Source organism: Aeromonas sp. QDB14, from assembly GCF_027707845.1.
Classification (GTDB): domain Bacteria; phylum Pseudomonadota; class Gammaproteobacteria; order Enterobacterales; family Aeromonadaceae; genus Aeromonas; species Aeromonas caviae.
In genome coordinates this window covers 1-22032 of record NZ_JAPCJD010000071.1, presented here as the reverse complement: position 1 = coordinate 22032, position 22032 = coordinate 1, and the positions used below count along the sequence as shown (strand labels likewise).

Genomic DNA, 22032 nt, shown 5'->3' with positions numbered 1-22032 from the left:
TGGTGTGTTTGGAGACAGCCAGTTTACCAGCACCCTGTCTGTCAACTTCCACTTCCCCAAGATCCCGCGAAGAACCAAAAAAAAACGGGGCTCAAGAAGCCCCGTTTCACGTTGACATCAGCATTCGCCCCGTCAGTTCTGACCCGTCACCGCCAGATAGTGGTGTACCCCGTCCAGCAGCATCTGTACCGAGATCATCACCAGCAGCATGCCCATCAGCCGCTCCACCGCGGTGAGTCCTCGCTCACCCAGCAGCTTGTTGAACAGCTCGTAGAACATCAGGATCACGGCGCTGGCCCCCCAGGCCATCAGCAGGGCCAATGACCAGTCCACCATCCGGGTCGGCTCCTGGTTGGCCAGAAGCAGCAGGGAAGCCAGGATGGAGGGGCCCGCAATCATGGGGATGGCCATGGGCACCAGGAAGGGCTCCTCCCCCGCCGCCAGCCCGGTCACGCCACCGGGGCTCGGGAAGATCATCTTGATGGCAATGAGGAAGAGGATGATGCCCCCCGCGATGCTGACCGCCTCCTGACGCAGGTTGAGGAAGCTCAGGATCTGCTGACCGGCGAACAGGAAGCCCATCATGATCACCAGTGAAAACAACAGCTCCCGCAGCATTACCTTGCGTCGACGCTTGGGGTCGACATGGCGCAGGATGGAGAGGAAGACCGGCAGGTTGCCCAGCGGATCCATGATCAGAAACAGCATGACGGCAGCGGAGAATGTGTCCATAGAGCGCCCGGGCAGAACCTTTCAACAAGAGGGGAAGGAGGGCGAAATATAACAAAGGTGGCGGGATTCGGCGAGCGCCCCACCGCGCTCGCCGCTGGCGATCATCCGTGGTTGCAGATCTTGTCGGCGCGGGTCTGGAACCCTGACTCCGAGTCGATGAACTTGCCGCGCCTGGCCAGGAAGTCGATCAGGGCGTCAGCGTCCATCTCGCTGGCGCTGCAGGTGTGGAACCGGGCCTCGGCACCGAAGCGCGAGGCGATCGCCGCCCTGAGGCTGGCCCGGGTAAACGGACTCTCCTGCTCCAGCATCATCTCCATCACTTCGTGACCGTGTATCGATTGGGACATCTCGAACCTCTTTAATCATCATGTCAGATGACAATTAAAGCCCGAAGCCCGGAGAGGGTTCTTGATATAGGCCAACAAAACGCCTTTTTTAACGCCAGCGGGCTGGTCGTGAGCGCCGCTTTGTCGATAATGTGGCAACCTGACGGGGGGATGGCTACACTGTCGCCCCTTTTTGCCACCGCAGACAGAAATAAGGACATTGGCGTCATGCTGTTCCATGGATTGGTCTTCAAACCCTGGCGGATCTGGACCCGTCGCCCGCTCTGGTTGAAGACCCTGCTCGGCATGCTGACCGGGATAGGTCTGGGGCTCTGCTTCAGCGAGCAGGCCCTGCTGCTCAAGCCCATCGGCGTCCTGTTCGTCAACACCATCCAGATGCTGATGGTGCCCCTCATCTTCTGTTCCGTCCTGGCAGGCCTCACCGCCCTGCTCAAGGGCAAGCGGCTCGACCGCATCGCCGGCAAGGCCATCGGCTTCTATCTCTGCTCCACCGCCGTCGCCATCTGCATCGGCCTGATGATGGGCTGGCTGCTGGAACCGGGCATGGGCGCCAACATGGGTCCTTATGAACGGGGCGCCATGGCGCAGCAACCTACCCTGGCCAGCGTGCTGAGCCACCTGGTGCCGCGCAACCCGGTGCAGGCCATGGGCGATGGCAAGATATTGCAGGTGATCGTGTTCGCCGTGGCCCTCGCTCTCGCCCTCAACGCCACCGGACGACGCGGCCGCCCCGCCATCCTGTTCTTTACCTCCCTGGCAGAGGGAATGTTCAAGCTGACCCAGATGGTGATGGCCCTGGCCCCCTATGGCGTCTGCGCCCTGATGGCCTGGATGACCGGCAAGTACGGCGTCAGCCTGCTGTTGCCGCTGCTCAAGGTGATCGGCGCCGTCTACCTCGGCTGTCTGCTCCACGTGCTCGGCGTCTACAGCGGCCTGCTGCTCCTGATGGCGCGCCTCAACCCGTTGCACTACTTCAAGAGCATCGTCGATGCCCAGGCGGTGGCCTTCACCAGCAGTTCAAGCAGCAGCACCCTGCCCATCAGCCTGGCCTGCGCCGAACGCAGGCTCGGGGTCTCCCCCGCCATCACCGCCAAGGTGCTGCCCATCGGCGCCACCATCAACATGGATGGTACCGCCCTCTATCAGGGAGTCACCGCCCTGTTCGTGGCCCAGGCCTTCGGGGTGGATCTGCATCTGGTGGACTACCTGACCATCATCAGCATCGTCACGCTGGCCAGCATCGGCACGGCGGGCACACCCGGTACCGGGCTGATGCTGCTGACCCTGACCCTCACTGCCGTGGGACTGCCGCTGGAAGGGGTGGCGCTCATCGCCGGCATAGACCGGATCCTCGACATGGCGCGCACCACGGTCAACGTCTCCGGCGACATCCTGGTCTCCGTGCTCATCGCCCGCAGCGAGAAGGAGCTGGATCTCGCCACCTACCACGATGCCCATGCGGGGGATGACATCGACTTCACCCTGCGCTGAGGGCACGAGGGGCGTTCAATGATCCTGGGGATCGTGATGGCAGCGCCAGCAGATATCGAAGTTGGCGCCGTTCTCCTCCCCGCACTGGCCGCACAGCCAGCCGTTGCCCTGGCGCTGCTGGTAGCGCTCGATGATCCGGCCCGCCCGCTGACGATCCCGCTCGTTCACCATCAGGGTCACTTGCAGCAGATCCACCGGCAGCTCCCCGAGCGCGCCGGAGAGCCCTTCGCCGCTGAGGCGCACCCTGACTCCCTCTACCTCCAAGGCCCCTTTCAGGGCATGCGCCTCCAGGGAGTGAGAGGCGCGATACAAGTTAATCCACTGATCCATACGTTGTCCTCGAAACCCTTGCCAGTACCGTCATCACCAGCACTACCATCATTCCAGGGCGAGCATCTTCCGGGAGTGAAATGCCCGATACAGATTCATCCACCGCTCCATACGTTGTCCTCGAAACCCTTGCCAGTGCCATCATCACCAGCACTACCATCATTTCAGGGCGAGCATCTTCCGGGAGTGAGATGCCCGATACAGATTCATCCACCGCTCCATACGTTGTCCTCGAAACCCTTACAGCAGCTTGTCGATGCCGTAAGCCGGGCCGTTGGCCACCAGAAAATCGATGAATGCCCTCAGCTTGCGCGGCATCAGGCGCCGCTCGGGAAACAGCAGGTAGATGGGTACCCTGGGTTGCTGCCACTCCGGCAGCAAGGAGACCAGCGTCCCGTTCGCCAGCTCATCATGGCACAGCATGGCGGGCAGGGAAGCCAGCCCCAGCCCCGCCTTCGCCGCCTCCCTGGCACAGGTGATGTTGTTGACCTGGAAGCGGGACGGGGGATCCACCAGCACTTCGCGATCATCCAGCTCGAAACACCAGTGCGAGGCGAGGAACCCCGTGCTGACCGCGATCCGCTCGTGATGCACCAGATCGGCGGGCCTCTGGATCACCGGGTGGCGCGCCAGATAGTCCGGGCTGGCACACAGCAGCCGCTCGGTGCTCCAGAGACGCCGCGCCGCCAGGTTGGAGTCGCTCATGTCGCCGACCCGCACGATGGCATCCAGCCCCTCGCTGATGGGATCCACGATGCGGTTGGTCAGCTCCAGCTCCACCTTCATGCCCGGATAGGCTTGCAGGAAGTTCGCCACCAGCCTGCCCACCACCAGCTGTCCCGTCTCGATGGGCACCGCCAGCTTGAGGGTCCCCGTCACCTCCTGCTGGCTGGCACTGAGCATCAGCTCGGCCTGGGCCAGCTCCTCCACCGCCTTGCTGCAGCGTAGATAATATTGTTCACCGGCTTCCGTCAGGGTGAGCTGCCGGGTGGAGCGATAGAGCAACCGCGCGCCGAGACGCTGCTCCAGTTCGGCAATGCGGCGGCTCACCGTCGCCTTGGTCATGCCCAGCTCCTGGGCAGCGGCGGTAAAGGAGCCCTTGTCGACGATACGAACGAGGATTAAGGCAGCATTCAGGTCCATTGTTTCACCAGTGAAACTGTATATCTCATGAATGGATACTAATCGAAACAGTTGCACGATGTTAGCCTGCCCGCCACAGTTCAGGAAAACCAATATCATGAGTCAACACAAGAAGATCCCCCTGCTGGCCGCCCTGGTGCTGGCCCTGCTCGGCCTGTTGTTTGCCGGTTACTGGTATCTGCATGGCCGCTACTTCGAGAGCACCGACAACGCCTACCTGCAAAGCGAGGTGACCGGCATCGGTTCCAAGCTCTCCGGCTACATCAGCGAAGTGCTGGTGACCGACAACCAGGCGGTGAAGGCCGGCCAGCTCATCGCCCGGCTCGACGACCGCGAATACAGGACCAAGGTGGCGGAGGCCGAGGCCGATCTGCACCTCAACCAGGCGACGGCGGATAACCTCGCCGCCACCCGTATCCAGCAGTTGAGCCTCATCCGCCAGGCCGAGGCAAAAGTCAGCTCGGCCAATGCCGAGCAGGTCCGGGCCCAGCAGCAGGTGCGCCGGGTCAGCCAGCTCAATGAGCGTCACTACAGCTCCCAGGACAGCCTGGACGAGGTGCGCGCCGGCTTGCAGGTCAACCAGGCCCAGGCACTGGAGGCCAAAGCCGCCTTGCAGGCCGCCCGCGAGCGGCTGCTGGTGCTGGATGCCGAAGCCAAGCAGAACCAGGCCAGGCTGGCATTGAGCGAGGCCCAGCTCGAACAGGCCAGGCTGGAACTCGGCTACACCGAGCTGCGAGCCCCGGCTGACGGCATCATCGGCAAGCGCAGCCTGCGGGAAGGGCTCTACGTCCAGTCCGGTATGCAGGTGGCCAGCCTGGTGCCCCTGAGCCAGGTGTGGGTCGAGGCCAACTTCAAAGAGACCCAGTTGCAGCACATGCAGCCGGGCCAGAAGGTGGAGGTGATCCTAGATGCCTATCCGGATCAACCGGTCGAGGGGATCATCGACAGCCTCTCTCCGGCCACCGGCGCCAAGTTCGCCCTGCTGCCGCCGGAGAACGCCACCGGCAACTTCACCAAAATCGTGCAGCGGGTACCGGTCAAGATCCGCATCCCGGATCCGGGCGCCCTGGCGGGCAAGCTGCTGCCCGGCCTCTCCACCGAGGTGATCGTCGACACCCGCACCCCTGATCCCGTGGTGGCCGCCCACTGATGGACGCCATACCACGCCGCAACTGGATCGCGGTCATGGGGGGCCTCATCGGCGCCTTCATGGCCATCCTCGACATCCAGATCACCAACGCCTCCCTGAAAGACATTCAGGGGGCACTCTCGGCCACCCTGAGCGAGAGCTCCTGGATCTCCACCTCCTATCTGGTGGCGGAGATGATCGCCATACCGCTGAGCGGCTGGCTGAGCCGGGGACTGAGCGTGCGGCGCTACCTGCTGTGGACCACGGGCGCCTTCATCGTCGCCTCCGTGCTCTGCTCGTTCAGCTGGAACCTCACCAGCATGATCGTCTTTCGGGCGCTGCAGGGCTTTACCGGCGGGGCCCTGATCCCCATGGCCTTCTCCCTCATCGTCAGCCTGCTGCCGCTGCACAAGCGAGCCACCGGCATGGCGCTGTTCGGCCTGTGCGCCACCTTCGCCCCCGCCATCGGCCCGACCCTGGGGGGCTGGCTGACGGAGCAGATGTCCTGGCACTACATCTTCTATCTGAACGTGCCGCCCGGCCTGCTGGTGATGGCCATGCTGGCCCACGGGCTGGACAGGAAGCCGGTGGACTGGGAGGTGATCAAGCGGGTGGATCTCATCGGTATCCTCACCATGGCGGTGGGTCTCGGCCTCCTGGAGGTGGTACTGGAAGAGGGCAACCGGGAAGACTGGTTCGGCTCGAGCTTCATCGTGCGGCTCACCGTCATCTCAGTGGTGGCCCTGGTGTTCTTCGTCATCAGCCAGTTGCTGCGCCGCCACCCCTTGGTCAACCTGCGGCTGCTGCACAACCCGCGCTTCGCCCTGGCCTGCTTCGCCTACCTGGTGCTCGGCATGGGGTTGATGGGCTCCATCTATGTGCTGCCCCTCTACATGACCCAGATCCACAACTACAACGCCCTGGAAATCGGTGAGGTGCTGATGTGGATGGGGTTACCCCAGTTGCTGGTGCTCCCCCTGGTGCCCAAGCTGACCCACAAGATAGATCCGCGCTATCTGGTGAGCTTCGGCTTTCTGGTCTTCGCCATCAGCTGCTTCATGAACGTGAACATGAATGCCGACTACGCCGGGCCCCAGCTGATCCAGTCCCTCATCGTGCGGGCCCTGGGGCAGCCCTTCATCATGGTGCCCCTCTCCCTGGTGGCGACCGCCAGCCTGACGCCGGACGAGATCCCCTCCTCCTCGACCCTGCTCAACGTGCTGCGCAACCTGGGGGGCGCCTTCGGCATCGCCATCATCGCCACCCTTATCGACAACGACACCCGGACTCATGTCAGCCAGATCGGCAGCACCCTGGCCGCCACCAGCATCGAGGGGCAGGCCTATCTGATGCAGCTGGCCCAGACCATGATGGCCCAGGGAGCCGGGCCGGAGCAGGCCCAGTTGCAGGCCCGGGTCATGCTGTCGAACACCATCAGCCGCGAGGCGGCCATCATGGCCTACAACCAGGTGTTCTACGTGATGGGTATCTTCCTGCTCGTCGCCAGCGCCCTGATGCTGCTGCTCAAGCAGCCGGCCCCGAGGGCCCCTGACGCAGAACCGGTCGAGGCGTGAAAGGTGGGGATCACATAGCAAAACGGGCCAGAAGGCCCGTTTTTCATGGCTGTCCGCCGGTCAGCCCGCCAGGGAGGCGGCGATCAGGAACTGTGCCGCAAAGTAGCTGCTCATGATCCAGGCCGTGGCATGGGGGAAGGGGCGGCGGAAGCGGTCCAGTGCCAGCATGCTGTCGGAGAAGAGGAACATCAGCGCCCCCACCAGGGCGGCGGCGCTGCCGGCAGTGAGAGAGGCATGCCAGGCACCGGCGGCCACCCAGGCCATGGCGATGATCACCAGCATGTAGCAGAAGACGGGGATCCTCATCTCGCCGAGCTGGCCCCACAGGAGCCCGAACACCATGCCGGCCACCAACAGCAGCAACAGGCCGTCCACCAGCTTGAGCACCAGGGGCCCCTGGGCGAACCCGACGATGTAGCAGAGGTGCGCGACAAGAAATGCCGCCAGCCCCTGGATGAAACGATCCCGTGGCAGCATCAGCAGCACGTCCCCCGCCAGCGACAGGCAGAGACCGAGCAGGATCCAGGCGTGGGAGCCGTTGTGATCGTCGCCTTGGTAGCCAAACGCCAGGGCGATGATGAACAGCATGGTCAGGGGTTTGCTGATGTAGAACTGACGGGAGTCTGAGCCGTAAGCCGCGCGGATGTGCCACCAGCCCGATGCGATGATCAAGAAACTCAATAACATGCCCTGCTCCTCACCGGCTGCTCACCCTGGGGCGGCAACCTCTTTAGTGCCCGCAAGAGTAGCAAATTCCCCCGGCCAGTGGCAGAGGCTGAAGCAGATGGCACCCTACACCTAAAGTCTAATTGCCCCCATCCCCGCCCTCGGGCATAAGAGACAGCTCTGGAGGATCACCATGGAAGACGCTATGACCAACTACCTGCCCGCTATCGACATCATGATGTGCCATCTTGGCATCAGCTTTGAACAGGCCTGCGAGCAGCTTGGCCTCAGCCCGCAGGAGCAGCAGACCCTCGACCAACTGCAAAAACAGAAGCAGACCCAGTCCAACTGATGCCCTGGACTGATGGCCCGAAGCGGCCGGCATCACAGCCCAGCATAAAAAAACGGCGCCCGAAGGCGCCGTTTTTTATTGGGTGATGATCAGGGCCGAGCGACCCGGCGGCGTTGCAGCCAGACCACGGCCCCGAACAGCAGGAAGCCCGGCAGCCACATCAGCTCCTTGGGCCAGCGCTCGGTGGGCGCCTTGACGCTCAGGATCTGCTGATCCATCTCCAGCCCCAGATCGGCCGCCTGGCTGCCGAAGGTGACGGTGTCGATCAGGATCTTGCCGTCCTGCTCATAGGTCTGGATCCCCAGCTTGGCCAGACGATCCTCGCCACTGGCGCCCTCCGGCACCGGCAGCAACACGGTGAAGCGGCGCAACTTGCCCACCGCATCTTCCCCTTCCATCCGCAGGCGCAGGGTGCTCTCGGCCTCCACCTGCCCCATGGTCTGGACCAGCTCGGCCGGGGCGGTGTCGCGATACGGGTCGTGCAGCAGATCCATCCAGAAGCCAGGGCGGAACAGGGTAAAGGCCACCAGCAGCAGCAGCACGCTCTCGTACCAGCGGCTCTTCACCAGGAAGAAGCCCTGGGTGGCGGCAGCGAAGATCAGCATGGCGATGGTGGCCACGAAGAAGATCAATACGCCGTGGGCGAAGTCCACGTTGATGAGCAGCAGATCGGTGTTGAAGATGAACAGGAACGGCAGCGCTGCGGTACGCAGGCTGTAGTAGAACGCCGTGATCCCGGTCTTGATGGGGTCGCCCTTGGAGACGGCGGCCGCGGCGAACGAGGCCAGCCCCACCGGCGGGGTCACGTCCGCCATGATGCCGAAGTAGAAGACGAACAGGTGCACCGCGATGAGCGGCACGATGAGGCCGTTCTGCTGACCCAGGGTGACGATCACCGGCGCCAGCAGGCTGGACACCACGATGTAGTTGGCGGTGGTCGGCAGCCCCATGCCGAGGATGAGGCTCAGCAGCGCGGTGAGGATCAGCATGAGCAGCAGGTTGCCCATGGAGAGGAACTCCACTAGATCCGCCAGTACCAGGCCGACGCCGGTCTGGGAGACGGCCCCGACGATGATGCCGGCAGTGGCAGTGGCAATGCCGATGCCGATCATGTTGCGGGCACCGGCAATCAGCCCCTCGCGCAGGTCCACCACGCCATCGGTGAAGGAGCCGTAGTCATGCTTGCCGTCGGTGCGCAGCCAGTTCAGCAGCGGTCGCTGGGTCAGCAGGATGATGATGAGCATCACCGACCCCCAGAAGGCCGACAGGCCGGGGGAGAGGCGCTCCACCATCAGACACCACACCAGCACCACCACGGGCAGCAGGAAGTGCAGGCCGGAGAGCAGCACGGCGCGGGTCTCGGGCAGCTCGTCCAGTGGCTTGTCCGGGTCTTCCGCCGGCAGCGGTGCGTTGCTCGCGGCGATCTTCAGCAGTCCCAGGTAGGCGACGGCCAGCAGCACGCTGATCCCCGGCAGGGCATAGTCACCCAGTACCGGCTTGAGCCAGCCCAGACCGTAGTAGACCGCCATGGAGAGGCCGCTGATGAGGGCGGCACCGAAGGCGAAGCCGGTCAAGCGGCGCAGCCAGGGGCGCGGCTGACGGTTGCCGATGGGCTGCATCCCGAGCTTGAGCGCCTCGAGGTGCACGATGTAGAGGAGGGCGATGTAGGAGATGGCCGCCGGCAGGAAGGCGTGCTTGATGATCTCCACATAGGGGATGCCCACGTATTCCACCATCAGGAAGGCAGCAGCCCCCATGACCGGCGGCATGATCTGGCCGTTGACCGAAGAGGCCACTTCCACCGCGCCGGCCTTCTCCTTGGAGAAACCGACCCGTTTCATCATGGGGATGGTGAAGGTGCCCGTGGTCACCACGTTGGCGATGGAGGAGCCGGAGATGACGCCGGTCAGTGCCGAGGCGACCACGGCCGCCTTGGCCGGGCCGCCGCGCAGGTGACCCAGCAGGCTGAAGGCAAGCTGGATGAAGTAATGGCCCGCACCGGCACGCTCGAGCAGGGCGCCAAACAGCACGAACAGGAAGACGAAGCTGGTGGAGACCCCGAGGGCGATGCCGAACACCCCTTCGGTGGTGATCCACTGGTGGTTGGCCAGCGCATGCAGGCTCACCCCGCGGTGGGCCAGCAGGGAAGGCATCCAGGGACCGGCCAGGCTGTAGGCCAGGAAGACGATGGCGATGACCGCCAGGGCCGGGCCCAGGGCGCGGCGGGCCGCTTCCAGCAGGAGCGGAATGCCGACGCAGGCCACCGCGAAGTCCATGGTGGTCAGGTTGCCGGGACGCTGGGCAAGCTCCTGGTACATCACGAACAGATAGCTGGCGACGGCGGCACCGACGAGGCCGAGGGCGATGTCGGCAAGGGGAACCCTGTCTCGCGGTGAGCTGCGCATGGCCGGGAACACCAGGTAGGCGAGCAGGATGGCGAAGGCCAGGTGAATCGAGCGTGTTTCAGTGTCGTTGAGGACGCCGATGCCGAGGGAGAAGGGTAGCGGCGAGGCGATCCAGAGCTGGAACAGGGACCAGATCAGCGCAAGACCTGCGATGATCCAGCTCATGGGGCCGACGGGCAGCCTGGCGCCGACGTCCTGGGCGATCAGCTCCTCGGCCGAGAGCGCCTCTTGTTGTTGTGTTTGCTGCATAGTGTGACTCTGTAGGTACTGCAATAAATGAGACTCGCTCCCCCGAAGGAGGAGCGAGTCCGGGGCACATCCGAAGACGCAGCCGGATTACATCCAGCCACGTTCCTTGTAGTAACGCACAGCGCCTTCATGCAGCGGAGCGGAGAGACCCACCTTGATCATGTCGGCTTCCTTCAGATCCGCGAAGGCCGGGTGCAGGCGCTTGAAACGGTCCAGGTTGTCGAACACGGACTTGACCAGCTGGTAGACCACTTCCGGGTCAGCCTTGGCGCTGGTGGAGAGCACCGCCTTGCCACCGATGGACGGGGTCGGGTTCGGGCTGCCCTTGTAGAGACCACCCGGGATCTCGGCCTTGCTGTAGTAGCTCTTCTCGGCCAGCAGCTTGTCGATCTCGGGGCCGGTGACCGGTACCAGCACGGTGTCCGTGGTGGTGGAGGCTTCCTGGATGGCGCCGTTCGGGTGGCCGACGAAGTAGCTCATGGCGTCGATGTTGTTGTCACCCAGGGCAGAGGCCTGCTCGGCGGGTTTCAGTTCGGAGACCAGGCTGAAGGCGGATTTGTCCCAGCCCTTCACGGTCATGATCTCTTCAAAGGTGTCACGCTGACCGGAACCCGGGTTGCCGATGTTGACGCGCTTGCCCTTCAGGTCGTCGAAGCTGGCTACCTTGGCGTCCTTGCGGGCCAGGATGGTGAACACTTCGCTCTGCAGGGAGAAGACGGCGCGGATGTCATCCATCGGACCTTCGGCCTTGAACGGCTCGACGCCCTTCATCGCCTTGTACTGGTGGTCGGACTGCATGATGCCGAAGTTGAATTCGCCGGAGCGGATGCCGTTGACGTTGGCAACACCACCGCCACTGGCCGGGGCGTTGCACTTGATCTGGTGATCGGCGGCGCCGCGGTTGAGGAAGCGGCAGATGGACTGGCCCGCCACGTAGTAGACGCCGGTCTGACCGCCGGTGCCTATGGTCACGAAGCGCTCCTGCGCTTGCACCGGACCACCAAACGACACACCGACCAGAGCCGCCGACAAGGCGCACGCCAAGGATAATCCTTTCATGTTCTTCATCCTTTTCATTGATTTATTTCACCCGTTTCCCGGGAGAATATGAGACAGACCCGCACCAAGACTGGGTTCGCCTATACGACCTCGTACGAGGAAATGGTCGAGCGGCACGCGCCCTTCCAGAAGCCACCATCATCCTGCAGTGAGATAATCAGCGTCATGCCGATCGGAGGTGATCTGACCAGAAACGGGTCAGTTCAAAAGCATTAACGCCCCGATTAAGCACATAACACCAACATAAATCAAACAAAACAGCAAAATGGCGGATTTAAATAGCGAGAAGTTTGAAGCGGATCATTAATTTCTCAAGGGCAGATTAATTACATGAACTATCAAAGGGAAGCAATAAAAAGCACGCCCAGATTCTTTCGCAACCCTTGACTGGCAAGGATTAGAAACCTGGTCCGTTATATTGCGAAGTGCTTACTGAACAGCATAAACACGACGTTAATGACGCTTTTGTCGCCAAGATGCAAAAACCCCGATCCGGGGCTGCCGGAACGGGGTTTGGTAACAAGCTGATTTCATTTGGGCCCGGCCATCACGCCTTGCTGCCAGCCAGCTCCAGAATGAAGGCGAACTCTAGGGCGATGTCCTCATAGGCCTTGAAACGGCCCGACTTGCCGCCATGACCGGCCTCCATGTCGGTGCTGAGCAGCAACTGGTTGTCGTCCGTCTTCAGCTCACGCAGCTTGGCCACCCACTTGGCCGGCTCCCAGTACTGCACCTGGGAGTCGTGCAGCCCCGTGGTCACCAGCAGATTCGGGTAGGCCTGGGCCTTGACCTGATCGTAGGGGCTGTAGGCCTTCATGTAGTCGTAGTAGCGCTTCTTGTTCGGGTTGCCCCACTCGTCATACTCCCCTGTGGTGAGGGGAATGGACTCGTCCAGCATGGTGGTGACCACGTCGACGAAGGGCACCTGGGCCACCACGCCGCGATAGAGCTGGGGCGCCTGGTTGATGACGGCCCCCATCAGCAGGCCGCCGGCGCTGCCTCCCATGGCATAGACCTGATCCCTGGCGCCGTAGCCTTGCGCCACCAGCGCCTCGGTCACGTCGATGAAGTCGTTGAAGGTGTTCTGCTTCTTGAGCAGCTTGCCCTCTTCATACCAGGTGCGGCCCAGCTCCTCGCCACCCCGGATATGGGCGATGGCGTAGACGAAGCCCCGGTCCAGCAGGCTCAAGCGTGAGCTGCTGAAGTCCGGGTCCATGCTGGCGCCGTAGGAGCCATAGCCGTAGACCAGCAGGGGATTGGTGCCTGCACCACCCCCTGCCTTCTTGAACTTGTCCTTGCGATAGACCAGCGACACCGGCACGGCTACGCCGTCACGGGCGGTGATCCAGAGCCGCTCGCTGGCATATTGCGCAGGCACGAAGCCCGCCACCGGCTGCTGCTTGAGCAGAGTCCGCTTGCCGCTGTCCATGTCGAGCTCATAGGTGGAGGACGGCGTGGTCATGGAGGAGTAGCCATAGCGCAGGGCGCTGGTGTCCGGCTCCGGGTTGTAGGCAAGCCAGGTGACATAGGCGGGATCGTCGAAGGCGATCTCCTTCTGTTCGCCGCTCTGCCAGTTGACCTGACGCAACCGGGTCAACCCCTGGCTGCGCTCCTCCAGCACCAGCCAGTCCCTGAACAGGGCATAGCTCTCCAGCAGCACGTCCGGATTGGGGGCGATCACCGCCTTCCAGCGATCCACCGGGCTCTCCTTGGTCTCATAGAGGCCGAAGTTCTTGCCGTCCTTGTTGGAGCGCACATAGAAGCGGCCGCGGTAGTGATCCAGGCTGTATTCGTGATCCACCTGACGGGGCAGGAACAGGCGTGGCGTCTGGCCCGGCACATTGGCATCAATGAGGCGCGCCTCGCTGGTGGTGGTGCTGGAGAGGGAGATGACGATGAAATCTTCCGAGGTGGTGGCGTAGAGGCTCACATAGAAGGAGTCGTCCTTCTCCTCGTAGATCAGGGTATCCTTCGCGGGATCCGTGCCCAGCTCGTGGCGATAGACCTGGTAGGGCAGCAGAGTCTTGGGGTGCTTGCGCACGTAGAAGACCGTCTTGCTGTCGTTGGCCCACACCAGGTTGCCGGAGGTGTTCTCGAGGGTGTCGGCAGCCCAGGCGCCGCTCTCCAGATCGAGGAACTGGATCCTGTATTGACGGCGGGAGAGATAATCTTCCGCCACCGCCAGCCAGCGGTTGTTGCGGCTCACCTCGAGCGCCCCCAGGGCATAGAACTCGTGGCCTTCGGCGCGCTGGTTGCCATCCAGCAGCAGAGCGGAGGCCCCGTCCCCTTCCACCTTGCTGCGGGAGTAGATGGCGTACTCCTTGCCCGGCTCGTAACGGGTCTGATAGCGGTAGCCGTTCTTCACATAGGGGACAGACTCGTCCTGCTGGGGAATGCGGGCCACCATCTCCTTGTAGAGCTGCTCGCGCAGCGGCTTGATCGGTGCGAGCATGGCCTCGGTGTAGGCATTCTCTGCCTTGAGATAGTCCAGCACCTCGGGCTTCTGCCGCTCGTCGTCACGCAGCCAGTAGTAGTTGTCGACGCGCGTGTCCCCGTGTTTTTTCAGGGTATGGGGGTGCTTGGCAGCCACCGGGGGGACAATGACAGGCTGGGTGGAAGTATCGCTTGTAGGCATGGCGGACTCTTCGTTGGCATGGGAACAGGGCGCAGCAAGCAAGCAAGCCAGCAGCAACCCCTGGGAAAAGGTGAACATGTCGCATCCTTTGCGCTGTCACAGGGCCGCCCCTCCCACTGGTGCTGCACGCATCCAGACGGCACACCGGCAGGCATTGGGAAAAGCGTCCCTGAGAAAATAAAAATTGGCGATCAATCTGCCCCTTGTCGCCCGGGGTTGCAAGGGCTCCACGGACATTCCCCCCCAAATCGACGAAAAAGGGCCGCCATCTCGCGATGGCGGCCCTCCTCCCTGACCGTGAGCGACACGGGTTCGCTCAGGTGTGCCTCACATGATGGAAGTGTGTCTGCTCACGGTCAGCATCCATCAGCCGGGGTAGCTCGACCAGACTTTGGTCGCGCCCTCGTCACTGATGCTCAGCACCTGATAGGGCTGACCCGGAATATCCATGCCCGGCGCACTCTGGGGCATCCCCGGAATGGTCAGACCGCGGATCGCCGGTTTTTCCTTGAGCAGCTTCTGCACGTCGGCAGCGGGCACATGCCCCTCCACCACATAGCCGTTCACCACCCCGGTGTGGCAGGAGGCCAGCTGCGGGGTGATGCCATGCTGCTGCTTGATCGGGTCAAGCTGCTCGGTTTCCACGACCTTGACCTCAAAGCCGTTCTCTTCCATGTGCTTGATCCAGGTCTTGCAGCAACCGCAATACTGGGACTTGTAGACGGTCATCTGCCCGGTTGCCAGAGCAGAAAAACTGACGGTACCGGCCAGCACGGCCAGTAACAGGGACTTGTACATATCTCACCTCGGTTAAGAAGAAATGCCCGGAAAGGGAAACTCGACTCAGCCGTGGTGACGGGGCGGACGCTCGAGACGCTTCAGGGGCGCCTCCGGCATGAACAGAGAGGGAGAGAGGTATGTCGGCCTGTCGGGCTCAAGCCGGGCAACCGTCAGGCTGTCGCTGGTGAGCACCGTCATGGCGAGCGCCGAGGTGAAGCTGCCGCAGGGCATGGCTTTTTCCAGGGTACGCTCGCTCTGGCTGCAATGGGGCGTCAGGGTACAGAGATCGGTGGCCGCACGGCTGCCAAACGACATCAGCACCAGCACCAGACTCCACAGGGGGAGCCAGCGGCGGGCGCGAGCGAGTTGGCGACGGGTCAGGACCATGAGACGGCTCAATGACGAAAGAGGGCCTATGGTAACCCTTGGCCCAGGGGGAGGGTCAACCCCTCCCCCGTTTGCATCAGGGTTGCTGACGGGTGGCTGCCAGCACGATCTCCCGCACGCAGACGTTGGCCGGCTGGTGCCAGGCGTAGAGCACGGCGTCGGCGATCACCTCGGGTGCAATGACGCCTCCCATCTGATCCTTCCAGTCGTGATAGCCCGCCTTGATGCGCTCGTCCGTGGTGTGGCTGAGCAGCTCGGTCTCCACCGCGCCCGGAGCGATGGTCACCATCCGCACGCCGACATCGGCCACCTCTTCCCGGATATTCTCGGTCAGGGCGTGAACGGCGAACTTGGTGGCGCAGTAAGCGGCATGGTTCGGGAAGGTCTTGCGACCGGCGATGGAGCTGATGTTGATGATGGTTCCGCTGCGGCGGGCCTTCATGCCGGCCAGTACCGCATGCACGCCATTCAGAACCCCCATCACGTTGATGTTGAGCATCTGCTGCCACTCGGCGGGATCCTGCACGTCGGCCTGTCCCAGCAGCATGACGCCGGCATTGTTGACCAGACATCCCACCGGGCCGAATTGCGCCTCCGCCTGCGCCACGGCGGCCTTCATGGCGGCGGTGTCGGTGACATCGACCCCGATGCAGAGGGTATCGGGCAGGTTCAGCGCCTGCATGGGCTCGACCCGGCGGGCCAGCAACAGCAGCGGATGGCCGGCGGCGGAGAAGGCGCGGGCAATGGCGGCACCGATCCCGGCGGACGCGCCGGTGATCACCACGAGGGACTTGGACATGGAGTTTTCCTTCTGATGCGTTGAAATGGGCGTCAAACAAGGGCTGGCCAGCACGGAACCCAGTCACTATAGTCGCTACATCCATCGGCGATAAATATAGTTTTCCGCTGGTTATCATCTGAATTAACTATGGTATCCCCATGCTGGACCTGAGATTGCTGCGCTTCTTCATCGCCATCTATGAAGAGAAGAACATCACGGCGGCGGCAGCCCGCTGCCACGTGAGCCAACCCTCCCTCTCCGCCGGCCTTCGCCAGCTCGAAGAGAGCCTGGGGGACAGCCTCTTCATCCGGGGCAAGAAGGGGGTGGAAGCGAAGGATCCGGCCCACTATCTCTATCCCCACGCCGTCAAGCTGGTGGAAGAGGCGCGTCGCCTGCCGACCCTGTTTCGCCAGAAGGCGACGCGTGCGAGACTCAACATGGCCATCATGCCCGACCTCAGCCGCCGTCGGCTGGCGGGATTGCTTCGGCGGGTGCAGGGGGTGCTGCCCGAGTTGGATCTCACCCTCTCCGATTACGGCACTCCGGCCGACTGCCGACTGACCCTGGATGCCCTGCGCCGGGAGGACGAGATCTTCCTGCCGCTCTGGGAAGAGGAGTACGTGCTGTGCGTTCCCAGGGGACATCCTCTTACGGGCAGGGCGCGTATCGAGCTGGCTGAGTTGCAACATTATGATTTTATTGAGTGCCCACCCTGCGAAGCCCATCAGCAAACCATAGGCCTGCTGGCCTGTGACCGGCTCACCCTCAATCTGGTGGCCAAGGCCGAGAGCAAGGGGCTGGTGATGGCGCTGGTGCTGGCCGGGGTGGGCATCAGCTTCCTGCCCGACGGGCTGGTGGAGGACGAAGCGGGCCTGTGCACCCTGCCCGTGAGCGGCCCCCGGATGTTCCGCCGCATCGGCCTCTGCTACCCCGCCCACCAGACCCTGAATCCGGCGCTGCGCGCACTGATCCCGGAACTGGCGGGCCAGGGAGCTTCTTGATAACGTTTCAGCTCACAATCTGTCGCATGTGCCGGCTGCAGACCCTCTTCAGGAATCCCATGAAACGCATTCTGGTCATCTTTTCACACCCGGCGCTGCAGAGTTCCCGGGCCAACAAGCAGCTGCTGCATGCCATCGAGGGGCTGGAGGGGATCACCCTACACGATCTCTGCCAGCGCTATCCGGACATGTTCATCAACGTGAAACGGGAACAGGCCCTGCTGGCGGAACACGACATCATCGTCTTCCAGCACCCCTTCTACTGGTACTCCTGCCCGGCCATCATGAAAGAGTGGATGGACCTGGTGCTGGAGTACGGCTATGCCTACGGCCCCGAGGCCCACGCCCTCAGCGGCAAGCAGTGGCTCAGCGCCATCACCACGGGGGGCGGCCCCGAATCCTACTGCCGCGCCGGCTACAACCAGCGCCCGCTGCTCGACTTCCTGCTCCCCTTCCAGCAGACCGCACAGCTGTGCGGCATGCTCTGGCTGCCCCCTTTCGTGCTGCACTCTTTCCACAAACTCGAGGATCCCGAGGCGCTGCGCCGCTGCGGCCAGGACTATCGCCAACTGCTGTGTGCCCTGCGTGACGAGCAGCTGACCCCGGCCCAGCTGGCCGAGAGCCCCTATCTGCGCGATCTGCTGGGGGTACTCCCATGACACACACTCGATCCGGGCGCAGGCCCGGCCAGCCCTCACCGGCATTCATCGTGTTAAGGAGGAGCCGCTGATGGGACATGGATTGCTGTTTGATGCCCTGATCTACCTCTCGGCGGCGGTGATCGCCGTCCCGCTGGCCAAGCGGTGGGGGCTGGGCTCTGTCCTTGGCTACCTGCTGGCGGGGATCATCATAGGTCCCTTCCTGCTTGGTCTGGTGGGCGAGCAGAAAGACGTGATGCACTTCGCCGAGTTCGGGGTGGTGCTGATGCTGTTTCTGGTCGGTCTGGAGCTGCGCCCGGCCCTGTTGTGGCAACTGAAAGGGCCCATCCTCGGCACCGGTGGTCTGCAGGTGCTGCTCACCAGTGTCGCCCTGACCGGGGTGGGTTATCTTTTGGGTCTGCCCTGGCAGCAGGGGCTCGCCATCGGTCTCATTCTTGCGCTCTCCTCCACCGCCATCGTGCTGCAGAGCCTGCAGGAGCGCAAACTGATGCAGAGCGAGAGCGGCCGCTCCGCTTTCGCCGTGCTGCTGTTCCAGGACATCGCCGTCATCCCCATCCTGGCGATCCTGCCGCTGCTGGCCATCGCGCCGGTCGCCAGCAGCGGCAGCTCGGAGCTGGCAGGCTGGCAGCACGGCCTGCTGGTGGTGGCCGCCATCGCCGGCATCGTGCTAGGTGGCCATTACCTGATGCGGCCGGTGTTTCGCGCCATCGCCCAGTCCCACATGCGGGAGATCTTCGTCGCTGCCGCCCTGCTGCTGGTGATCGCCATCGCCGTGCTCATGGAATCCGTCGGCCTCTCCCCCGCCCTCGGCTCCTTCCTCGCCGGCGTGGTACTGGCGGACAGCGAATACCGCCACGAGCTGGAAGCGGACATTGAGCCGTTCAAGGGGCTGCTGCTCGGCCTCTTCTTCATGTCGGTGGGTGCCGGCATCGACTTCAGCCTCTTTGCCGCCCATCCCCTGTTGATCCCGTCACTGGTGATCGGTCTGATGGTGCTCAAGTGGCTGGTGCTGATGGGGCTCGGCTTTGTCATTCGCCTCTCCCCGAACCAGCGCTGGACCTTCGCCCTGGCCCTGGCCCAAGGCGGTGAGTTCGCCTTCGTGCTGTTCTCGTTCGCCGCCCAGAACAAGGTACTGCCGGGCAGCACCATCTCACTGCTGACTCTGGTCGTCGCCCTCTCCATGGCGCTGACACCGCTGCTGCTTATCCTCAACGATCGGGTGATCCAGCCCTGGTTCGACTACCGCAACCAGAGCGACACCCCCGAACACGAACAGCCCGAGCTGGTGGAACACCCGGTCATCATCGCGGGCTTCGGTCGCTTCGGTCAGATAGTGGGGCGTCTGCTCCACGGCCACGGTATTGGCACCACCATCCTGGAGCAGGATGCCAGCCAGATAGAGATGCTGAGAAAGTACGGCTACCAGGTGTTTTATGGGGATGCCAGCCGACTCGACCTGCTGCACGCGGCCGGCGCCCACAAGGCCAAACTGCTGGTGCTCTCCCTCAATGATCCGGCCACCTCCCTCGAAGTGATCGAGATGGTGAAAAAGCACTTCCCGCACCTCAGAATACTGGCCCGTGCCCAGGACAGACCCCATGCCCACGAGATCCTGCGCCACGGGATAGACAGCGTGCACCGCGAAACCCTGGGGTCGGCCGTGGATCTTGGGGTAGAAGCACTCACCCTCTTGGGATTCAGGGCCAATCAGGCCTGGCGTGCGGGGCAGATGTTCAAGCAGTATGACAACCGGCTGCTGCGGGAACAGGTCAACTACCTGGACGACGAGCACACCTATATCAACAAGAGCCTGCAATACCGCGACATCCTCTCCGACCTGCTGCAAGACGATCAGGAAGGACAGGAGCGTACCCACGCCCATCAATGGAACAGCGGTCTGCCCGACAACGACAAGGAAGCAACATGATTGCCTATTACCCCATGCTCAAACACCTTCACATGACCCTGGCCCTGGTCAGCCTGCTGCTCTTCCTCTACCGCTGGAGCCTGGCGCTGGCGGGCAGCGGGCGGCTGCAACAGAAATGGTTGAAGGTGCTGCCCCACATCAACGACACCTTCCTGCTGCTGTTTGGCGTGCTGCTGGCGGTGGCCCTGCAGATGAGCCCTGGCCAGCAGCCCTGGTTGATGGCCAAGCTGATTGCCCTGGTGATCTACATCGGCCTGGGCGTCATGGCGCTCAAGCGCCCTGCCCGCGGTCAGAAGCTGGTGGCCGGAGTGGCCGCTCTCGCAGTATTCGGCTACATGGTGGGCGCAGCCATCACCAAATCAGCCTGGTCCTGGCTGGCATAACGACGTGTCGAGGTGGGGGCCCGTCCCTCACCTCCTTCCCACCTCCCCCTCCATATTGCTTCCATTTCCTTCCAGTCACCCTGGTCGCAAGCATTCTCGCAAGGCTTGTTTTCAATAAAAAAAGGGCTCAAACAACCCCTTTTGCTTGTTGTTTTGTTTTATTTATCAATGGCTTGATTCTTCATGTATGAAAATGGCGACAGTTGTCGCAGCAAAACTTGCGACATAGACTGTCGCAGGCCATGGCTAGGATACACTCAACGCTAAACCAGTGAAGGCATGCACCATGAGTAAGAAGCTGTTACGACAACTGACCTTGGCGCGTTGCATCCCGCACCGCCCTTACAAGCTGACCGCCAGCCAACTCCAGGTAAAACTGGAAGAGGAAGGCATTCACGTCAGTCTCCGTACCGTGCAACGGGATCTGGAAGAGATGTCCGGCATGGGACTGTTCGACCTCACCTCCGATGAGCGCAGCAAGCCTCATGGCTGGTGCTTCGAGCGCCATGGTCTCAATGACTTTGCCAACATCATGCCGCTCTCGCTGGCAGTGGCCCTGAAAACCTGGAGCGACCAGGCAAGCCAACTGTTGCCGGCAAGCGTGCTGACCGAATTGAACCCGCTGATCGACAAGGCTGGTCAGGTGATCCGCGACAGCCAGAGCGAACTGGCCGAGCGCTGGCTGGAGAGCGTGCACCAGTCACCTCGCCCCTTCGCCGGCAATCCGGAGATCCGCCGCAGCACCCTGATCCGCGACGCCCTCTGGCGTGGTCGCAAATTCAGCGCCGAGATCCAGCGTGTCATCAAGGAGCGTACTGTCTGGCTCTGCTATGACCGCATCAATCCCCTCGGCATCCTGAACCAACCCGATGGCCCCATCCTGCTCTGTACCCTCTCCGAGCTGGATCCCAAGGTCTACGGCATCCCGTTCGATCACATCAAGAACGTGGAGTTGACCAACTTCAGCGCGACCCAGCCGAAGGACTTCAATATCCAGAAGCTGATCCGCGACCAGGGTTATCAGGACGTCAGCGGTCCGATCCGCTTCGTCGGGCGCATCGATGCCAACTGCCCGACCCTGATCGATGGACAAATCCCGGGGCATAACCCGCGCATGACCCGTTACGACAAGCGCAGCGTGGTGGTGGAGACCGAAGTGCAGGATACGCCCGAGTTCCGCTCCTGGCTGAACAACATGAGCGGCAACCTGGAGGTACTTGCACCCGAATCACTGCGCAAGGCCTACCCGACTCCTGGGACAAGGGTCAGCTAAAGAAACCAGCAGACAATACAAAGCCGAGATTTATCTCGGCTTTTGTCTACTTTTAAAGCATAAGTATTCAATTAATTTTGAACTCTTACACCCCTGATTGAAGCGGCTGTACCATCGTTTTCCTACCGATTTCTGCTTGTAAGAGATCTGCCATTCCCCCTGTAAGACCCCTCAGTGTTGAACCGTACGTGAAGCCATCCCGCACTGGGTATGCTTTCCATGGAAACTATCTAAGTAACTGATAAACGTAGATAATATTCCACACAAGCCCATTTCTGCACCGCATGTCACGGAACCCAAGCCGAATGCACACCTTGTTCGAGCCCGTAATTGCCTTAGTATGGGTCTCACAAGGACGAGCTGATTCGGCAGGATGCAGAATCAGCGCATAAACAAGGAATAGCCTGCAGGATGTGGGCAAGGAACACCTCGGGATGGGGTTGATAGCTAGGATGGTTATCACAAGGATCGACAGGACAACCGCAGGATGCGGTAGTTGGATACCTCGGGATGAGGTTGAGTGGCACGGATTGTCGCTCATCAAGGATGAAAGGACACCGCAAGACGCGGTCAGGAACAGCTTCAAGATGACGCGTGATAGCCAGGATGGTTATCAGTCAGGATGACGCAGGAACACCACGGGATGTGGTAATTGCGTATTCCGGCGAAGTTGAACAGCCATTCCGGCCAACGTGAACACCCTGATCCTTAACGCGCTCACGTCACCCC

20 protein-coding genes are annotated in these 22032 nt (G+C 62.3%); 9 read left to right on the top strand and 11 right to left on the bottom strand.

What is annotated here, in order from left to right; genetic code table 11:
• Window positions 1–132: 132 nt before the first annotated feature.
• Both PG887_RS18075 and PG887_RS18070 read right to left on the bottom strand, forming a co-directional pair.
• Window positions 133–732: a YhgN family NAAT transporter gene (locus PG887_RS18075; RefSeq protein ID WP_010672590.1), complete on the bottom strand. Its 600-nt coding sequence runs from the start codon at window positions 730–732 to the stop codon at window positions 133–135.
• Between the two features lie 101 nt (window positions 733–833).
• A complete protein-coding gene (locus PG887_RS18070; protein ID WP_039040405.1) occupies window positions 834–1079 on the bottom strand; it encodes a YecH family metal-binding protein in 246 nt (81 codons plus the stop codon).
• A 207-nt stretch (window positions 1080–1286) separates the two neighbouring features.
• Between PG887_RS18070 and PG887_RS18065 the strand changes: the two genes are divergently transcribed.
• Window positions 1287–2570: a dicarboxylate/amino acid:cation symporter gene (locus PG887_RS18065; protein WP_128271424.1), complete on the top strand. Its 1284-nt coding sequence runs from the start codon at window positions 1287–1289 to the stop codon at window positions 2568–2570.
• A 15-nt stretch (window positions 2571–2585) separates the two neighbouring features.
• Here the strand turns inward: PG887_RS18065 and PG887_RS18060 are convergent, their stop codons facing one another.
• Window positions 2586–2900 (bottom strand): putative signal transducing protein, encoded by a 315-nt coding sequence (locus tag PG887_RS18060; protein ID WP_010672587.1) that lies wholly within the window; start codon window positions 2898–2900, stop codon window positions 2586–2588.
• 240 nt (window positions 2901–3140) lie between these two features.
• On the bottom strand, window positions 3141–4043 hold the full coding sequence (locus PG887_RS18055; protein ID WP_010672586.1) for a LysR family transcriptional regulator: 903 nt from the start codon (window positions 4041–4043) through the stop codon (window positions 3141–3143).
• A 97-nt stretch (window positions 4044–4140) separates the two neighbouring features.
• Between PG887_RS18055 and PG887_RS18050 the strand changes: the two genes are divergently transcribed.
• Complete coding sequence (locus tag PG887_RS18050) at window positions 4141–5193, top strand: HlyD family secretion protein (protein WP_039040403.1); 1053 nt, start codon at window positions 4141–4143, stop codon at window positions 5191–5193.
• Entirely contained in the window at window positions 5193–6746 is a 1554-nt protein-coding gene (locus PG887_RS18045; RefSeq protein WP_104455113.1) for a DHA2 family efflux MFS transporter permease subunit, read from the top strand. The genes PG887_RS18050 and PG887_RS18045 overlap by 1 nt, the downstream gene beginning before the upstream one ends.
• A gap of 60 nt (window positions 6747–6806) precedes the next feature.
• Here the strand turns inward: PG887_RS18045 and PG887_RS18040 are convergent, their stop codons facing one another.
• Window positions 6807–7433, bottom strand: coding sequence for a lysoplasmalogenase (locus PG887_RS18040; RefSeq protein WP_045522987.1), 627 nt, complete (start codon window positions 7431–7433; stop codon window positions 6807–6809).
• Between the two features lie 172 nt (window positions 7434–7605).
• Between PG887_RS18040 and PG887_RS18035 the strand changes: the two genes are divergently transcribed.
• On the top strand, window positions 7606–7764 hold the full coding sequence (locus PG887_RS18035) for a hypothetical protein (RefSeq protein ID WP_005332188.1): 159 nt from the start codon (window positions 7606–7608) through the stop codon (window positions 7762–7764).
• Window positions 7765–7853: 89 nt separating this feature from the next.
• Here the strand turns inward: PG887_RS18035 and PG887_RS18030 are convergent, their stop codons facing one another.
• The 6 genes from PG887_RS18030 to PG887_RS18005 all read right to left on the bottom strand — a co-directional run bounded on the left by PG887_RS18030 (window position 7854) and on the right by PG887_RS18005 (window position 16078).
• Complete coding sequence (locus PG887_RS18030; protein ID WP_104455112.1) at window positions 7854–10418, bottom strand: TRAP transporter permease; 2565 nt, start codon at window positions 10416–10418, stop codon at window positions 7854–7856.
• Window positions 10419–10505: 87 nt separating this feature from the next.
• Complete coding sequence (locus PG887_RS18025) at window positions 10506–11477, bottom strand: TAXI family TRAP transporter solute-binding subunit (RefSeq protein WP_029313514.1); 972 nt, start codon at window positions 11475–11477, stop codon at window positions 10506–10508.
• A gap of 547 nt (window positions 11478–12024) precedes the next feature.
• Entirely contained in the window at window positions 12025–14190 is a 2166-nt protein-coding gene (locus PG887_RS18020; protein WP_270822481.1) for a S9 family peptidase, read from the bottom strand.
• Window positions 14191–14478: 288 nt separating this feature from the next.
• On the bottom strand, window positions 14479–14910 hold the full coding sequence (locus tag PG887_RS18015) for a DUF411 domain-containing protein (protein ID WP_010672577.1): 432 nt from the start codon (window positions 14908–14910) through the stop codon (window positions 14479–14481).
• A gap of 45 nt (window positions 14911–14955) precedes the next feature.
• Window positions 14956–15279, bottom strand: coding sequence for a hypothetical protein (locus PG887_RS18010; RefSeq protein WP_010672576.1), 324 nt, complete (start codon window positions 15277–15279; stop codon window positions 14956–14958).
• Window positions 15280–15355: 76 nt separating this feature from the next.
• Window positions 15356–16078, bottom strand: coding sequence for an SDR family oxidoreductase (locus PG887_RS18005; RefSeq protein ID WP_010672575.1), 723 nt, complete (start codon window positions 16076–16078; stop codon window positions 15356–15358).
• A gap of 140 nt (window positions 16079–16218) precedes the next feature.
• Here PG887_RS18005 and PG887_RS18000 point away from each other — a divergent pair, with 140 nt between their 5' ends.
• From PG887_RS18000 to PG887_RS17980, 5 genes are all read left to right on the top strand, one after another.
• Window positions 16219–17061: a LysR family transcriptional regulator gene (locus tag PG887_RS18000; RefSeq protein ID WP_039040396.1), complete on the top strand. Its 843-nt coding sequence runs from the start codon at window positions 16219–16221 to the stop codon at window positions 17059–17061.
• A gap of 59 nt (window positions 17062–17120) precedes the next feature.
• Window positions 17121–17720, top strand: coding sequence for an NAD(P)H-dependent oxidoreductase (locus PG887_RS17995; RefSeq protein WP_270822479.1), 600 nt, complete (start codon window positions 17121–17123; stop codon window positions 17718–17720).
• A 70-nt stretch (window positions 17721–17790) separates the two neighbouring features.
• A complete protein-coding gene (locus PG887_RS17990) occupies window positions 17791–19647 on the top strand; it encodes a monovalent cation:proton antiporter-2 (CPA2) family protein (protein WP_043154446.1) in 1857 nt (618 codons plus the stop codon).
• On the top strand, window positions 19644–20030 hold the full coding sequence (locus PG887_RS17985) for a SirB2 family protein (protein WP_103858883.1): 387 nt from the start codon (window positions 19644–19646) through the stop codon (window positions 20028–20030). Before PG887_RS17990 ends, PG887_RS17985 begins: the two co-directional genes overlap by 4 nt.
• Window positions 20031–20316: 286 nt before the next feature.
• On the top strand, window positions 20317–21303 hold the full coding sequence (locus PG887_RS17980; protein WP_029313511.1) for a helix-turn-helix transcriptional regulator: 987 nt from the start codon (window positions 20317–20319) through the stop codon (window positions 21301–21303).
• Window positions 21304–22032 lie beyond the last annotated feature (729 nt).

Coding starts and splice junctions, on each gene's coding strand:
- PG887_RS18075 (WP_010672590.1), bottom strand. CDS start 732: ATGGACACATTCTCCGCTGCCGTCATGCTGTTTCTGATCATGGATCCG.
- PG887_RS18070 (WP_039040405.1), bottom strand. CDS start 1,079: ATGTCCCAATCGATACACGGTCACGAAGTGATGGAGATGATGCTGGAG.
- PG887_RS18065 (WP_128271424.1), top strand. CDS start 1,287: ATGCTGTTCCATGGATTGGTCTTCAAACCCTGGCGGATCTGGACCCGT.
- PG887_RS18060 (WP_010672587.1), bottom strand. CDS start 2,900: ATGGATCAGTGGATTAACTTGTATCGCGCCTCTCACTCCCTGGAGGCG.
- PG887_RS18055 (WP_010672586.1), bottom strand. CDS start 4,043: ATGGACCTGAATGCTGCCTTAATCCTCGTTCGTATCGTCGACAAGGGC.
- PG887_RS18050 (WP_039040403.1), top strand. CDS start 4,141: ATGAGTCAACACAAGAAGATCCCCCTGCTGGCCGCCCTGGTGCTGGCC.
- PG887_RS18045 (WP_104455113.1), top strand. CDS start 5,193: ATGGACGCCATACCACGCCGCAACTGGATCGCGGTCATGGGGGGCCTC.
- PG887_RS18040 (WP_045522987.1), bottom strand. CDS start 7,433: ATGTTATTGAGTTTCTTGATCATCGCATCGGGCTGGTGGCACATCCGC.
- PG887_RS18035 (WP_005332188.1), top strand. CDS start 7,606: ATGGAAGACGCTATGACCAACTACCTGCCCGCTATCGACATCATGATG.
- PG887_RS18030 (WP_104455112.1), bottom strand. CDS start 10,418: ATGCAGCAAACACAACAACAAGAGGCGCTCTCGGCCGAGGAGCTGATC.
- PG887_RS18025 (WP_029313514.1), bottom strand. CDS start 11,477: ATGAAAGGATTATCCTTGGCGTGCGCCTTGTCGGCGGCTCTGGTCGGT.
- PG887_RS18020 (WP_270822481.1), bottom strand. CDS start 14,190: ATGTTCACCTTTTCCCAGGGGTTGCTGCTGGCTTGCTTGCTTGCTGCG.
- PG887_RS18015 (WP_010672577.1), bottom strand. CDS start 14,910: ATGTACAAGTCCCTGTTACTGGCCGTGCTGGCCGGTACCGTCAGTTTT.
- PG887_RS18010 (WP_010672576.1), bottom strand. CDS start 15,279: ATGGTCCTGACCCGTCGCCAACTCGCTCGCGCCCGCCGCTGGCTCCCC.
- PG887_RS18005 (WP_010672575.1), bottom strand. CDS start 16,078: ATGTCCAAGTCCCTCGTGGTGATCACCGGCGCGTCCGCCGGGATCGGT.
- PG887_RS18000 (WP_039040396.1), top strand. CDS start 16,219: ATGCTGGACCTGAGATTGCTGCGCTTCTTCATCGCCATCTATGAAGAG.
- PG887_RS17995 (WP_270822479.1), top strand. CDS start 17,121: ATGAAACGCATTCTGGTCATCTTTTCACACCCGGCGCTGCAGAGTTCC.
- PG887_RS17990 (WP_043154446.1), top strand. CDS start 17,791: ATGGGACATGGATTGCTGTTTGATGCCCTGATCTACCTCTCGGCGGCG.
- PG887_RS17985 (WP_103858883.1), top strand. CDS start 19,644: ATGATTGCCTATTACCCCATGCTCAAACACCTTCACATGACCCTGGCC.
- PG887_RS17980 (WP_029313511.1), top strand. CDS start 20,317: ATGAGTAAGAAGCTGTTACGACAACTGACCTTGGCGCGTTGCATCCCG.